The sequence below is a fragment of the Actinomadura sp. NPDC047616 genome (genome assembly GCF_040642915.1).
Taxonomy (GTDB): domain Bacteria; phylum Actinomycetota; class Actinomycetes; order Streptosporangiales; family Streptosporangiaceae; genus Spirillospora; species Spirillospora miaoliensis.
The window spans coordinates 79,948-92,736 of record NZ_JBEYTB010000013.1; the positions used below are offsets into that span (position 1 = coordinate 79,948).

Annotated in this window: 14 protein-coding genes; 9 read left to right on the top strand and 5 right to left on the bottom strand. The window is 71.8% G+C overall.

What is annotated here, in order from left to right:
- Positions 1-89: 89 nt before the first annotated feature.
- Positions 90-1,301 (bottom strand): ornithine--oxo-acid transaminase, encoded by a 1,212-nt coding sequence (gene rocD, locus ABZ801_RS28205; RefSeq protein ID WP_360703701.1) that lies wholly within the window; start codon positions 1,299-1,301, stop codon positions 90-92.
- Positions 1,302-1,464: 163 nt separating this feature from the next.
- Between rocD and ABZ801_RS28210 the strand changes: the two genes are divergently transcribed.
- From ABZ801_RS28210 to ABZ801_RS28230, 5 genes are all read left to right on the top strand, one after another.
- Positions 1,465-1,944, top strand: a complete 480-nt coding sequence (locus ABZ801_RS28210) for an Lrp/AsnC family transcriptional regulator (RefSeq protein WP_360703295.1) — start codon at positions 1,465-1,467, stop codon at positions 1,942-1,944.
- Between the two features lie 16 nt (positions 1,945-1,960).
- On the top strand, positions 1,961-2,443 hold the full coding sequence (gene rraA / locus ABZ801_RS28215) for a ribonuclease E activity regulator RraA (protein WP_360703299.1): 483 nt from the start codon (positions 1,961-1,963) through the stop codon (positions 2,441-2,443).
- Positions 2,444-2,763: 320 nt separating this feature from the next.
- Complete coding sequence (locus ABZ801_RS28220) at positions 2,764-4,803, top strand: M6 family metalloprotease domain-containing protein (RefSeq protein ID WP_360703302.1); 2,040 nt, start codon at positions 2,764-2,766, stop codon at positions 4,801-4,803.
- A 65-nt stretch (positions 4,804-4,868) separates the two neighbouring features.
- Positions 4,869-5,159 carry a glyoxalase/bleomycin resistance/dioxygenase family protein gene (locus ABZ801_RS28225; protein ID WP_360703305.1) on the top strand — a complete coding sequence of 97 codons (291 nt, stop codon included), beginning with the start codon at positions 4,869-4,871 and terminating at the stop codon, positions 5,157-5,159.
- Between the two features lie 10 nt (positions 5,160-5,169).
- Positions 5,170-5,766: an HDIG domain-containing metalloprotein gene (locus ABZ801_RS28230; protein ID WP_360703308.1), complete on the top strand. Its 597-nt coding sequence runs from the start codon at positions 5,170-5,172 to the stop codon at positions 5,764-5,766.
- A gap of 123 nt (positions 5,767-5,889) precedes the next feature.
- Here ABZ801_RS28230 and ABZ801_RS28235 read toward each other — a convergent pair whose 3' ends face one another.
- Both ABZ801_RS28235 and ABZ801_RS28240 read right to left on the bottom strand, forming a co-directional pair.
- Entirely contained in the window at positions 5,890-6,651 is a 762-nt protein-coding gene (locus ABZ801_RS28235) for a hypothetical protein (protein ID WP_360703311.1), read from the bottom strand.
- Positions 6,645-7,241 carry a hypothetical protein gene (locus ABZ801_RS28240; protein WP_360703314.1) on the bottom strand — a complete coding sequence of 199 codons (597 nt, stop codon included), beginning with the start codon at positions 7,239-7,241 and terminating at the stop codon, positions 6,645-6,647. Before ABZ801_RS28240 ends, ABZ801_RS28235 begins: the two co-directional genes overlap by 7 nt.
- Positions 7,242-7,403: 162 nt before the next feature.
- Between ABZ801_RS28240 and ABZ801_RS28245 the strand changes: the two genes are divergently transcribed.
- From ABZ801_RS28245 to ABZ801_RS28260, 4 genes are all read left to right on the top strand, one after another.
- Positions 7,404-8,291 carry an ABC transporter ATP-binding protein gene (locus tag ABZ801_RS28245; protein WP_360703317.1) on the top strand — a complete coding sequence of 296 codons (888 nt, stop codon included), beginning with the start codon at positions 7,404-7,406 and terminating at the stop codon, positions 8,289-8,291.
- A complete protein-coding gene (locus ABZ801_RS28250) occupies positions 8,288-9,067 on the top strand; it encodes an ABC transporter permease (protein ID WP_344944391.1) in 780 nt (259 codons plus the stop codon). Before ABZ801_RS28245 ends, ABZ801_RS28250 begins: the two co-directional genes overlap by 4 nt.
- A 77-nt stretch (positions 9,068-9,144) precedes the next feature.
- Positions 9,145-10,080, top strand: coding sequence for a zinc-binding dehydrogenase (locus tag ABZ801_RS28255; RefSeq protein WP_360703320.1), 936 nt, complete (start codon positions 9,145-9,147; stop codon positions 10,078-10,080).
- Positions 10,080-10,976, top strand: a complete 897-nt coding sequence (locus tag ABZ801_RS28260) for an LLM class flavin-dependent oxidoreductase (protein ID WP_344944397.1) — start codon at positions 10,080-10,082, stop codon at positions 10,974-10,976. Before ABZ801_RS28255 ends, ABZ801_RS28260 begins: the two co-directional genes overlap by 1 nt.
- On the opposite strand, the gene ABZ801_RS28265 is transcribed toward ABZ801_RS28260, so the two are convergent.
- Together ABZ801_RS28265 and ABZ801_RS28270 are read right to left on the bottom strand one after the other, a co-directional pair.
- Positions 10,966-12,144: an alpha/beta fold hydrolase gene (locus ABZ801_RS28265; protein WP_360703323.1), complete on the bottom strand. Its 1,179-nt coding sequence runs from the start codon at positions 12,142-12,144 to the stop codon at positions 10,966-10,968. The genes ABZ801_RS28260 and ABZ801_RS28265 overlap by 11 nt on opposite strands.
- A 19-nt stretch (positions 12,145-12,163) precedes the next feature.
- Positions 12,164-12,697 carry an NADAR family protein gene (locus ABZ801_RS28270; RefSeq protein WP_360703326.1) on the bottom strand — a complete coding sequence of 178 codons (534 nt, stop codon included), beginning with the start codon at positions 12,695-12,697 and terminating at the stop codon, positions 12,164-12,166.
- Positions 12,698-12,789: the final 92 nt, after the last annotated feature.

Genomic DNA, 12,789 nt, shown 5'->3' on the forward strand with positions numbered 1-12,789 from the left:
CGAACCTGACGCACAACGCGGGCGCACAACGCGACGAGGGCTCCCCACGCCGTTGTGGGAAGCCCTCGTCAAGCTCGCGATCTACACGATCACGCCTGCCCGATCGCCTCGCGAGCCGCCACGGGAGCGGGGGAGGCGGCGGACAGGGCCACGGCCAGCCGGTCCAGGGCCCAGTCGAGGTCCGCGCGGTCGATCACCAGCGGCGGGGCCAGCCGCAGCGTGGTGTCGTGGGTCTCCTTGGCCAGCACGCCCAGCTCCATCAGGCGCTCGCTGACGGCCCGGGCCTTGCCGCGCAGCTCCACGCCGGCCCACAGGCCGCGCCCGCGCACCTCCCGCACCAGGTCGGACGGCAGCTCGCCGAGCCGCCGGTGCATGTGGGCGCCCAGCTCGCGGGAGCGCTCCTGGTACTCGCCGGTCCGCAGCATGGCGATCACCTCCCGGGCGACCGCGCAGGCCAGCGGGTTGCCGCCGAACGTGGAGCCGTGCTGGCCGGGCCGGAACACCCCGAGCACGTCGGCGTCGGCCACCACCGCCGACACCGGCAGGATGCCGCCGCCCAGCGCCTTGCCCAGCAGGTACATGTCCGGGACGACGTTCTCGTGCTCGACGGCGAACGTGGTGCCGGTGCGGCCCAGCCCCGACTGGATCTCGTCGGCGATCATCAGCGCGCCGAACTCGGTGCACAGCTCGCGCACCGCGGTCAGGAACCCGCTGGGCGGCACGTTCACCCCGGCCTCGCCCTGGATCGGCTCGACGAGCACCCCCACCGTGGTGTCGTCCATGGCCGCGCGCAGCGCCGCCACGTCGCCGTACGGGACGGTGCGGAAGCCGGGCGTGTACGGGCCGTAGGAGTTCTTCGCCTCCGGGTCGGTGGAGAAGCTGATGATCGTCGTCGTCCGGCCGTGGAAGTTGCCCTCGAACGTGATGATCGTGGCGCGGTCGGCGGGCACGCCGCGCACCTCGTAACCCCACTTGCGGGCGGTCTTGAGCGCGCTCTCCACCGCCTCGGCGCCGCTGTTCATCGGCAGCACCATGTCCTTGCCGCACAGCTCGGCCAGCTCCGCGACGAACGGCCCGAACTGGTCGTGGTCGAAGGCCCGGCTGACCAGCGTGACGCGCTCGAGCTGCCGGGCGAGCGCGGCCACCAGCCGCGGGTTGCGGTGCCCGAAGTTGACCGCGGAGTACGCCGCCAGCATGTCCAGATAGCGGCGGCCCTCCACGTCGGTCACCCACGCCCCCTCGGCCTCGGCGATGACGACCGGGAGCGGGTGGTAGGTGTGCGCGCCGTGCTCCTCGGACATGGCCCGCAGCCGTTCGGTACGAGACACGCAAGCTCCTTAACAGCGGTGTGGACGCGATGCGGCATGCCGGGGCGCCGGACGGTGGCCGGTGTTCCCCTCACAGCGTATGTTCGGGATGAACCCGCCGACCATTGAAGAAAGTGCACTTCCAGGGAGATGTTTGTTGCGTCTTGACGAGCTGGACCGTCGAATCGTTGCGCAGCTGCTGGAGAACGGCCGCGCCTCGTACGCGCAGATCGGTGACGCGGTGGGCCTGTCCGCCCCGGCGGTGAAACGGCGGGTCGACCGGCTGCGGGCGGACGGCGTGATCACCGGGTTCTCCGCGGTGGTGGACCCGGCCGCGCTGGGCTGGACCACCGAGGCGTTCATCGAGATCTTCTGCACCGGGGCGACGTCGCCGGAGGAGATCTACGCCAGCATCCGCAAGCATCCGGAGGTCGTCGCCGCCTACACCGTCAGCGGCGACGCCAGCGCGCTGGTGCACGTGCGCGCCCGCGACATCCAGCACCTGGAGCAGGCCCTGGAGCGGCTGCGGCGGGAGGACAACATCACCGCCACCAAGACCGCGATCGTGCTGTCCCGGCTGATCGGCCGTCCCACCGACTCCCCCGAGCGCCCCGAGCGCCCGGCGGCGGATTACTGAACGGTAGGCTCCCGGCATGGAGTTCGCGACCGCCGACCTGATCGACGACTTCGGGGACGAGCTGCGCAGCTGCGAGACGCAGTTCCGCCACTACGGGGGGCGCGCGGCGTTCGCGGGCCCGGTGGCCACGGTGCGCTGCCTGCGCGACAACGGCCTGGTCAAGCGGTTGCTGAACACCCCCGGCGAGGGGCGCGTGCTGGTGGTGGACGGCGCGGGCTCGCTGGCGTCGGCGCTGATGGGCGACCTGATCGCCGGGTCGGCGGTGCGCAACGGCTGGGCCGGCGTGGTGATCAACGGCGCGGTGCGCGACGTCGCCACGCTGCGCACGCTGGACCTGGGCATCAAGGCCCTGGGCTCCAACCCGCGCAAGAGCGCCAAGGACGCGGCGGGCGAGGTCGACGTCCCGGTGACGTTCGGCGGCGTGGAGTTCCGCCCGGGCGACTGGCTCTACAGCGACGAGGACGGCATCGTCCTGGCCACCCGCGACCTGCTGGCGTAGGCGCGGCCGGGGAGGCTTCCCCCCGGGCCGGAACGGCTGGGCACGCTCCCGCTTCTGACCGGGCACGACTGCGAAGGCGCGGTACGCGGCGGGCGGCGAGGCGGGTCGGGACCTCGTCGCCCGGTTCGAACGCCTGCCCGGCGGCCGGATGGCGACGCTCTGACCGTTTTCGTCCCAGCTCAGCGGAGATGCTGGCGTGAGCTGCCAGGCCGGCCCGGACAAGATCGTCTAAGTCGGCCGTTGCACCGCGATTCGCGCGTCTTTACCGTCTCACCGACCTTTTGAGAGACAGGGGAGACATGCTCGCCCGAAAGAGACTCATGGTGTCCGCCGCGGCGGGGCTGGCGCTGGCGACCGTCCTGGCGGCGGCGCCGGCCGCGGCGCAACCGCGACCGCGCGTACCCGAGCCGACCCCCAACCCCTGGCAGATGCGCCACTGGCCGAAGACCCAGCCGTGGCAGGAGAGCCAGCGGACGCGCACCTACGCCGCCGGGCAGCCGCGGCCGGTCGACCCGCAGAACTACGAGCTGCCCGACACCATGACCTGGGACGACTACAAGCCCGTCCCCGGCACGAACTGGGCCGACCCGTCGCGCAAGGGGTCGGTGAAGAACTTCAAGGGCGCCGTGGTGCTGGTCGACTACCCCAACCAGCCGTTCGTGGTGACCCAGCCGAAGAACTCCACCATCTTCGGCAACCCGACCCTCGTCGGCGGCGTCCCGCGCGACCAGGTCGCCAAGTTCTACCAGGACTTCCTCAACAAGCCGCAGGCCCTCAACCGCGGGCACACGCTGCACGAGTACTGGATGGAGGACTCCGGCGGACGGTACGGCGTCGACCTGACCGCGTTCGGCGGCTACCGGATGCCCGGCAAGTCCCACGAGTACGGCATCGACTCCTTCCAGGGCGGCACCGGCTGCCCCTCCGGCGACACCTGCGGACGCGACATCCGCCGCGACGCCCGCGCCGCCTGGATCGCCGACGTCGGCGAGGCCAAGGCCGCCGAGTTCGACTTCGTCTTCTACCTGTCGGCCGGGCAGGACGAGTCGTCCACATGGCAGGAATTCGGGCAGATGAAGTTCAACTCCAAGGAGGAGGTCCCGCCCGAGTGGGGGCCGCAGGACCCGAACCTGCCCAACTGGGTGAAGACCCGCTACGTCGACTGGACGTCCTGGGCCGCCGGCTCCACCATCTGGCCGAACGCGGTCACCGGCAGCTCCACGCAGGCGGAGAGTTCGGGCATGGGCGTGTTCGCCCACGAGTTCAGCCACATCCTCGGCATCGGCGACAACTACAACAACCCGTACGGCAACCCGCCGCGCCGCGCCTACTCGGGCCCGTGGGAGATGCTCAGCCGCGGCTCGTTCAACGGCCCCGGCGGCCCGCACAGCCGGTGGACGATCCCGGCCACCGGCGGCGGTTCGATGGGCGCCCAGCACATGCTGCGCAACAAGCTCAAGCTCGGCATCGTCGACGACTCCAAGGTGCTGCAGACCAGCCGCGAGGCCCTGGCCGCGTCCGGCGTCGTCGTGGCCAAGGTGACGGCGCGCGCCGTCCAGCCCGGCAAGAACGAGCTGGCGGGCATCAACCTCAAGCTCGGCGCGGACGGTGACAAGAGCCCCGCCTGCAACGAAGCCACCGACCCGCTGTGCGACGGCGGCGGCTACCACAACTACACCGTCGAGGTCGTCGACCGCATGGGCTTCGACTCGTTCACGCCCGACTCCGGCGTCCTGCTCGCCAAGACCAAGGACACCGAACCGCGCGGTGAGCCGTTCATCTGGGTGAAGGACGCCAACCCGCAGGACATCGACAAGGTCGACTTCGTCCTGCCCAACGGGCAGCCGCAGAAGATGACGATCGGCGACTACCGTCAGCTGTCGGACGCGCTGTTCCACGCCGGCACCGACTCCGGCAGCGAGTACGAGTACGTCGACGAGGCCAACCGCCTGCACTTCTACGTGCTCGACCTCGAACGCGACGACAAGGGCATCCTCTCCTACACCGTCGCGATCCGGTCCCTGGACGGTGCCGGCCCGGCCCGCCGCGGCGTCCGCCTCAACTCCGCCACGGTCCGCTCCGCCGGCTCCGGCTGGGTCAAGTGCACGCTGCCGCTGCGCAACACCGGCAAGGGCGGCACCGGCCACAGTGCGGCCGACGTCTACCGCCTGAAGGCCGGCGCCAAGGGCTGGCAGACCTGGCTCCCGAACGCCCTGGCCACCGCCAAGGTCGGCGGCGCCACCACCGTGGACGTCTGGGCCAAGCCGTCGAACGGCACCCGCAAGGGCGACGTGACGCTGACCGCCACCTCCGAAAGCGACACCACCAAGACCGCCACCGCCACCTGCCGGATCCGCTGAACCACCAAGGCGCCTGAGGCGGCGGGGCGATCCCGGCCGCCTCAGGCGCCTCCTACACTCAGACGGTGCGACTGCGCCTGCTGGTCATCTACACCCCGCTGCTGGACGAGACACGCCGCTTCTACGAGTCCCTGGGCCTGACCTTCAAACCCGAACAACACGGCAACGGCCCCGAACACTACGCGGCGGTCATGACCGACGGCACCGTCTTCGAGCTCTACCCCGCGACATCAGACCGCCGGACCGATTCCCTGCGGCTGGCATGCACCGTCGACGCCGCGTCAACCTCCCTGAACCCCGGCCACGGGGTCCTGCACGATCCCGACGGCCGGGCGGTCGAGGTACACGTTCGATAGGACGTCCTCCATGCGACTGCCGTCAGACCGAGAGATCCGAGCCCTGCACGAGAAATACGCGCCCACACCCGAAGCGTTCGAACTCGTCTACACGCACTGCCAGATCGTCTGCGAAATCGCGGAACAGTTCCTCTCCCGCGACACCCTCGACCTGGACGCGGAACTCGTACGCGCCGGAAGCCTCCTGCACGACATCGGCGTCTACCTGCTCTACACCCCGTCCGGCGAACTCGACCACGCCGGCTACATACGTCACGGCGTCCTCGGCCACGAACTCCTGCGCGACCTCGGCTTCCCCGAGTTCCTCTGCCGCTTCTGCTCCTGCCACACCGGCGTCGGCCTGACCCGCGACGACGTCCGCGCCCAGTCCCTGCCCATCCCGGAGGCCGACTACCCGCCCGAAACCGGCGAAGAAGAACTCGTCCTGTACGCCGACAAGTTCCACAGCAAAACAACACCGCCGACCTTCGTCACCCCCGCCACCTACACCCAGAAAATCCGCCGCTTCGGGGACTCCAAAGCCCAGCGATTCACCCAGCTACGCGCCCACTACGGCGACCCCGACCTAACCCCCCTCGCCACCGCCTATGGGCACACCGTGGTGTGACGGGCCGGGCGACGACTCGTGAGCACGGCCGACACCGTGCCGGGGCGCGCAGAACACATGGCGGCGTGGGCGGCAGGCCCTGGCCCGCACGCCGCACGCCGGGCGCCTCAGCCGCGCCGCCGGTCAGTTCCTGGTGTTGGTCTGGATCTCTCCGACGGCGAGGGGGAACGTGGCGGCCGAGGCCATGTCGTCCAGCGTCCCGCCGGGCTGGTCGCACGCCCCCGTGCAGGTCCAGGTCACCTGCCAGGTGGTCGTGGCAGTGATCGAGTACTTGCCGCCGGGCTGGCCCGCCGACGAGCGATTGTAGGTGTAGCCGCACTCGCTGCCGTTGGGTGAGCCGGCCGTGGTGCAGGTGACCGTGTTCTCTCCCATGTTCCAGGTGACCGACGTCGGCTTCGCGGTGGCGGTGACGGTCTGACCGCCGGCCGAGGCCTGGGCGGTGCGGGTCGTGAAGTCGGCCTGGTCGATCCACAGGGAGGTGCGGACCTTCACATAGGTCCGCGGGCTGGGGGCGGTGTGGATGGTCGGAGACGGGATCGTCAGCTGGTCGCGCGCCATGCTGGCGACGGTGACGGTGGGGACGGCGGGGGCGGGCTCGGGGCCGTCCTCGGTGAGGTTGCAGGCGAAACCGCCGGCCGCCTCCGGGCAGCCCAGGTCCTCTTCCGTGGTGGGGGCGGCCCCACCGCCGCCTCCGCCACCGCCGCCTCCGCCGCCCGACCCTGGCCGGGTATTGCCGCCACCGGCGCAGACGTTGACCGAGCCATCGCCCTGACCGACCGGGCAGGGGGCGGCCGAGGCGGTCTCGGGGAGGAGGAACAGCGCACCGGCAGGAAGCAGGCTCAGGGCGAGGGCGGTGACGGTCGGCCTGATCGGTTTGGTCAGCATTTCTTCCCCAGCGTGGCTTTGGAGGCTTTCCAGGTGCCCGCGTCGTACCTCATGAACACTTGGTAGAGCGCCGTGCCGCCGGGCAGGCTGCCGAGCCGTTCGCCCGTCCTGGCGGAGTAGCGGTAGGCGCCGAGCGTCCGGACGCAGTCGAGGACGATCACCTGCGTCCCGTCGGTGCTCCGGCCCTGGATCTTCGGGTTGAGGACGTTGGTGAAGCGCCAGATCTCGCCTTTCGATCTGGTCTTCTCGACGTCCTGGGTGACGTCGGTGAGGAGGGGGTCGGTGGCGACGGCGGCGAGGGGCGCCGGGTCGTTGGTCTCGTAGACCTGCTTGTAGACGCGCTGGTACTCGCGGTAGCGCTGCAGGACGGTCTGGTCGACCTGGGCGGTGGGGAGGGCCGACGGGGGCGGGGCGGCCGTGGTGGCCGGCGGGGCGGAGGGGCCGCCGAAGGTGCCGCTCGGCTGGAAGGCGCCGCCGGAGGACGAGCCGCCGCAGGAGGCCGTCGCGGTGATCGCGGTGAGGGCGACGGCGAGGCGTGCGCGGCGGGCGGGCCCGGAGCCGGGGCACAGGCCGATCAACCGGGCGCTCATCGCCATCCCTGATCATTAGCCGACGACGGGGGTGGAGTACGGCGCAAAGCTTACAGAGGAGCTTGTGAGCAGAAAAGAGCTTCGTGGGGAGAGTCGGCGGGCGCGCTCGGGCCGCCGATTGGGGCAATGCGGGGGGATTGTCGCGGCTGGCACGATGTGTCCGTGATTGAGGTTGAGGAACTGACCAAGAGGTTCGGGACGGTCCGGGCCGTGGACGGGGTGAGCTTCGCGGCCCGGCCCGGGGAGGTGACGGGTTTTCTCGGGCCGAACGGGGCGGGGAAGACGACGACGCTCCGGATGCTGCTCGGGCTGGTGGCGCCCACGTCCGGGCGGGCGCTGATCAACGGACGCAGGTACGCCGAGCTGGAACGCCCCGTGGTGGAGGTGGGCGCGGCGCTGGAGGCCACCGGGTTCAACCCGGGGCGCAGCGCGCGCGACCATCTGAAGGTCGTGTGCACGGCGGCCGGGCTGCCGACGCGGCGGGTGGACGAGGCCCTGGAGGTGACCGGGCTCAAGGACGCGGCCGACCGCAGGGTGCTGGGGTTCTCGCTCGGCATGCGGCAGCGGCTGGCGCTGGCGGAGGCGACCCTGGGCGAGCCGCGCGTGCTGATCCTGGACGAGCCCGCCAACGGCCTGGACCCCGCCGGGATCCACTGGCTGCGCCAGTTCCTCAGGCACCTGGCCGACATCGGCTGCACCGTCCTGGTGTCGAGTCATGTGCTGGCCGAGGTCGAGCAGGTCGCCGACCGCGTGGTGATCGTCGCGCGGGGCCGGGTGCTGCGCGACGCGCCGCTGGCCGAGCTGGTCCGCGGCGGCGAGTTGAAGGTGGGCACGCGGCAGCCGGAGGAGCTGCGGCGGGCGCTGGAGGACGCGGGCGCGACCGTGCGGTCCGAGGACGACCGGCTCTGGGTGAGCGGGGTGGACGCCGAGCGGGTCGGGCGCGCGGCGCTGGACGCCGGCGCGGTGCTGACGGAGCTGGTGGAGGAGCGGTCCGGGCTGGAGAACGTCTTCCTGGAGCTGACCCGGGCGGAGATGGGAGAGACGGGATGATCCGGCTGATCCAGGCGGAGCTGCTGAAGATCCGGTCCACCCGGATGTGGCTGGGCATGCTCGGTCTCAGCGTGGGGTTCACGGTGATGGGGCTGGCGTTCTACATCGCGCTGGCGGGCGTCGAGATGGACGGGCGGCAGGCGCTGCCGCCGGTCACCGACCCCGACACCGTGCGCGCCTTCTACGCCACCGCCAGCAGCGGCGTGCTGTTCATGATGATCCTCGGCGTCATCGGCATCACCGGCGAGTACCGGCACGGGACGATCACCCAGGCGTTCCTGGTCACGCCGCGGCGGGGCCGGGTGCTGGCGGCCAAGCTGGTGTCCTACTTCGTGTTCGGGCTGGGGTTCGGACTGGCGACGGTGCTGGTGACGGTGGCGGTGGCGCTGCCCGCGCTGGCGATCCGGGGCGGCCCGACGTCGCTGCTCGACAACGACGTGCCGATGATCCTGGGCGGGACGGTGCTGGCCATGGGCCTGTACGCGCTCGTCGGGCTGGGGCTGGGCGCGCTGATCCGCAACCAGATCGCGGCCATCCTGGTGGCGGTCGGCTGGGTGCAGCTCGTCGAGGCGATCCTGACGGTGGCGCTGCCGCAGGTGGGGCAGTGGCTCCCCGCCGGGGCGGTGCGCGCGATCACGCGGACGACCGGCGGCTTCGGCGGCGCGGGGGAGCTGGACACCCTGCCCGCCTGGGGCGGCACGCTGGTGCTGCTGGGCTACGGGCTGGTGTTCGCGGTGATCGCGATGGTCACCACGGTCCGCCGCGACATCACCTGACTTGACCTGAAGCGCGCTTGAGGTAGCAGCCTCGTCCAGGACGTTTTCTCGTACTGGAGGGCTGTGAATTGCGAGCGGTGTGGTTGAGGGAGTTCGGCGGGCCGGAGGTGCTCGTCGCCGGTGACGCGCCGGACCCGGTGGCGGGGCCGGGGCAGGCGGTCGTGGACGTGGCGTTCGCCAACATCACGTTCGTGGAGACGCAGTTCCGCGCGACCGGCAGCGGGCCGTTCAAGGCACGGCTGCCGATGATTCCCGGCAACGGCGTCGGCGGTGTCGTGGCGGCGGTGGGCGACGGCGTGGACCCGGGGCTGGTGGGCAGGCGGGTGGTGAGCTCCACCGGCGGTTCGGGCGGCTATGCCGAACGGGCCGTCGTGGACGCGGCGGGCCTGTACCCGGTGCCCGACGCGCTGGCGTTGGACGCGGCGGTCGCGCTGCTGGCCGACGGGCGTACCGCCACGTTCGAGCTGCGGGCCGGTGCGCCGCGTGCGGGGGAGCGCGTGCTGGTGGAGGCGGCCGCGGGAGGTGTCGGGTCGTTGCTGGTGCAGCTCGCCAAGGCGGCCGGGGCGACGGTCGTCGCGGCGGCGGGCGGTCCGCGCAAGCTGGAGGTGGCGCGGGAGCTCGGCGCCGACGAGGTCGCCGACTACCTGGAACCGGACTGGACCGAGAAGATCGACGGGGTGGACGTCGTCTTCGACGGCGTCGGCGGCGCCGTGGGACGCGCCGCGTTCCGGCTGCTCCGCCCGGGGGGACGCATGGTCAGCTACGGCCTGGCCAGCGGCGAGTGGTCCGACGTGACCGAGGAGGAGGCGGCCGGGCGCGGAGTGACGCTGGTCAGGCCGGCGCCGACGCCCGAGCTGATGCGCGAGTGCACCGAGAGCGCGCTCGCCGAGGCCGCCGCCGGACGGCTGCGTCCGCTGATCGGCCAGCGGTTCCCGCTGGAACGGGCCGCCGACGCGCACGCGGCCATCGAGTCGCGCGCGACCGTCGGCAAGACGCTGCTGGAGGTGCGGTGATGGGGCGGCTCAAGGTGGGCATCGGCCTCTCGTCGGCGAACCCGCAGGACGCGGCGGGGGTCGCCCCGCAGGCCCGGCTCGCCGAGGAGGCCGGACTGGAGTCGGTGTGGTCGGGGGACCACCTGATCGCGGTGCGGCCGTTCCTCGACAGCACCCTGCGGCTGGCCGCCGCCGCGGCCGCCACCGAACGCGTCAAGCTCGGCTTCGGCGTGATGGTGCTGGCGCTGCGTCCCGTCGCGTGGGCCGCCAAGCAGGTCGCGACCCTGCAGCACCTGTCGGGCGGGCGGGTGCTGCTGGGCGTCGGCACGGGCGGGGCCGTGCACGGTGAGGCGGCATGGCGGGCGGTGGGCGTCCCCTACGCCGAACGCGGCAGGCGCACCGACGCCGCGCTGGAGATCCTGCCGGACCTGGTCGAGGGCAGGCCCACGGTCGTGAACGGCGAGGAGGTCACGCTTGAGCCGGGCGCGCCCATGCCGCCGGTGCTCGTCGGCGGAGGGCTCGGCGCGGCGACGACACGCCGTCTTCTGCGGTTCGGGGACGAGTGGTACGCGGGATTCCCCACGCCGCGTGCGCTCAGGGACGCGGCGGCGCGGCTGGCGGAGCTGGCCGCCGAGCAGGGCCGCCCGGCACCGAAGCTGACCGCCAGCGTCAGCCTCGGCCTGGGCGACCTGCCCGCGTCCGTGGTCGACGCCCAGGTGCGGGGGCTGACGCAGTACGGGATGTCGGAAGAAGACGCGCGTGACGCGCTGGCCGTGGGAGGCCCCGCGCAGGCCGCCGAACGCCTTGCCGCGCTGGCGGACGCGGGGGCGCACCGCGTCATCGGCCTGCCGTTCGCGGGAAGCTCGCTGCGCCAGACCGAACTGCTGGGGGAGACGGCGCGCCTGCTCACGCCTTGAGGCCGGTGAGGAAGGTGTGCAACGCGCGCTCGTAGGCGGCGGGGTCCACGTTCCACGCCTCGGTGTGGTCCGCCTGGGCTTGGACGTGCGTGACCAGCCCCTGAGGCGCGCGCTTGGCGAAGGCCAGGGACGGTGCGTTGTCCACCATGGAATCGGAGTCCGTGGTGAACATCAGCGTCGGAGTCTTCAGGCCGGGGGCGTACCGGCGTTGGTCGTAGTCGTCCAGATCGATGCCGGTACGCCACTGCAGGATGCGCTTGGCCGCGGCCGTGACGAAGCCCGGCAGGTTGCGGTCGGCGCCCTGCTTGTCGAGGGTGGCGCTCCAGTCCATCACCGGGGAGTCGAGCACCACGCCGTGGACGAACCCGGGGTCGTCGGAGTGACGCAGGGCGGTCATCACCATCGCCCCGCCCATCGACCATCCGTAGAGGACCACCCCCGTGGCGCCCTGCGACCGGGCGTACGCCACGGCGGAGGCCACGTCGCGCCACTCGGTGTCGCCCAGGTGGTTGCGGTGGTCCGGTGAGCGGGGCGCGCCCACGTCGTTGCGGTAGGCGATGGACAGCATGGGCAGACCCAAGCGGTGCACGGCCGGCATGACCCGGAACGTCTCGGCCTTGTCGGCGTTACGTCCGTGCACCGCGATGACCCACGTCGTCTGGTTCGTCCTGCCAGGCAGGAACCATGCGGGCATCGCCCCCGCCTGCGTGGGATAGGTGACGTCGCGGAACTCCAGGCCCAGGGCGCGCCGGGGATCCCCCGCGTACACCCAATGGTCGAGGTAGACGCGCAAGCCCTTGGTGAGCGTGCCCTGAGAAACGTTCGTCACCCTGCGGACGACGCCGCGCCCGTCCCGGCTCACCACCGGACCCAGGAGGGCACGCCCGCCCTTCCACGCCAGCGCCCACGTGCCCGGCCGTACCGTGGCCTCGTCGCGGGGGAGCGTCACGGTGCCGTTCCCGACGTCCAGCACGGTCAGCGGGAACTCCTCCTCGTGCGACACCTCGGTGGCGACACCGGAGAAATACCAGCCGACCCCTCCCGTCCCCAGGCCCAGCACGACGACGACGGCCAGCACCACGGTCAGCAGGACGCGCCTCCGGCGGCGGCGACGCGGCGGGGGAGGGGTGACGGTGGGCCCGGAGACGGAGACGGCTTCGCTCGACACGAGACCCGACCGTATTGCCTCAGGCCGAGTAGTCTCGCAGCGACTCACGCACTTCCATCAAGGCGAACCCCAGCAGGTTCGACCCCCGCCACTGGGACGGGCGCCGCGCCTCGGGCTGCTGCTCGCCCAGGCCGATGCCCCAGATGGTGTCGTGCGGGCTGGCCTCCACCAGCACCTTGCCCGTCGTCCCCAGCAGGAAGTCGCGCAGCTTCTCGTGGGCGCCGAACTTGGCCTTGTTGCCCGTCACGACGATGTCGTACCGGTGCTTGACCCAGGTGTCCTCGTCGAAGCCCTTGACGCGGCGCCCCATCGCCTTGGCCCGCGCGGGGTCGGGGTCGGCGAGGATGCGTTCGACCGCCTGCGCGTCACCGAACAGGCGCGCCTTCTCGGCCATCATGTAGTGCTCGGCCGTGTCGTAGGTGACGCCGTCGAGCGTGAAGGGCGACGGATACCACTGGCTGAGACACCCCTTGGGCTTCGTGCCACCCCAGAACAGCACGAACTCCGGGAGTTCGCCGCGTTCCTCCAGTTCGATCAGCTGCTCGATCCGCATGCCTCCGAGCATCCGGCACATGACCGCGTCCGGGCAACGCCTTTACCCGGACGTCGGTGTGGGTGCGGCCCGATACGCTGCCCAAGGTCGTG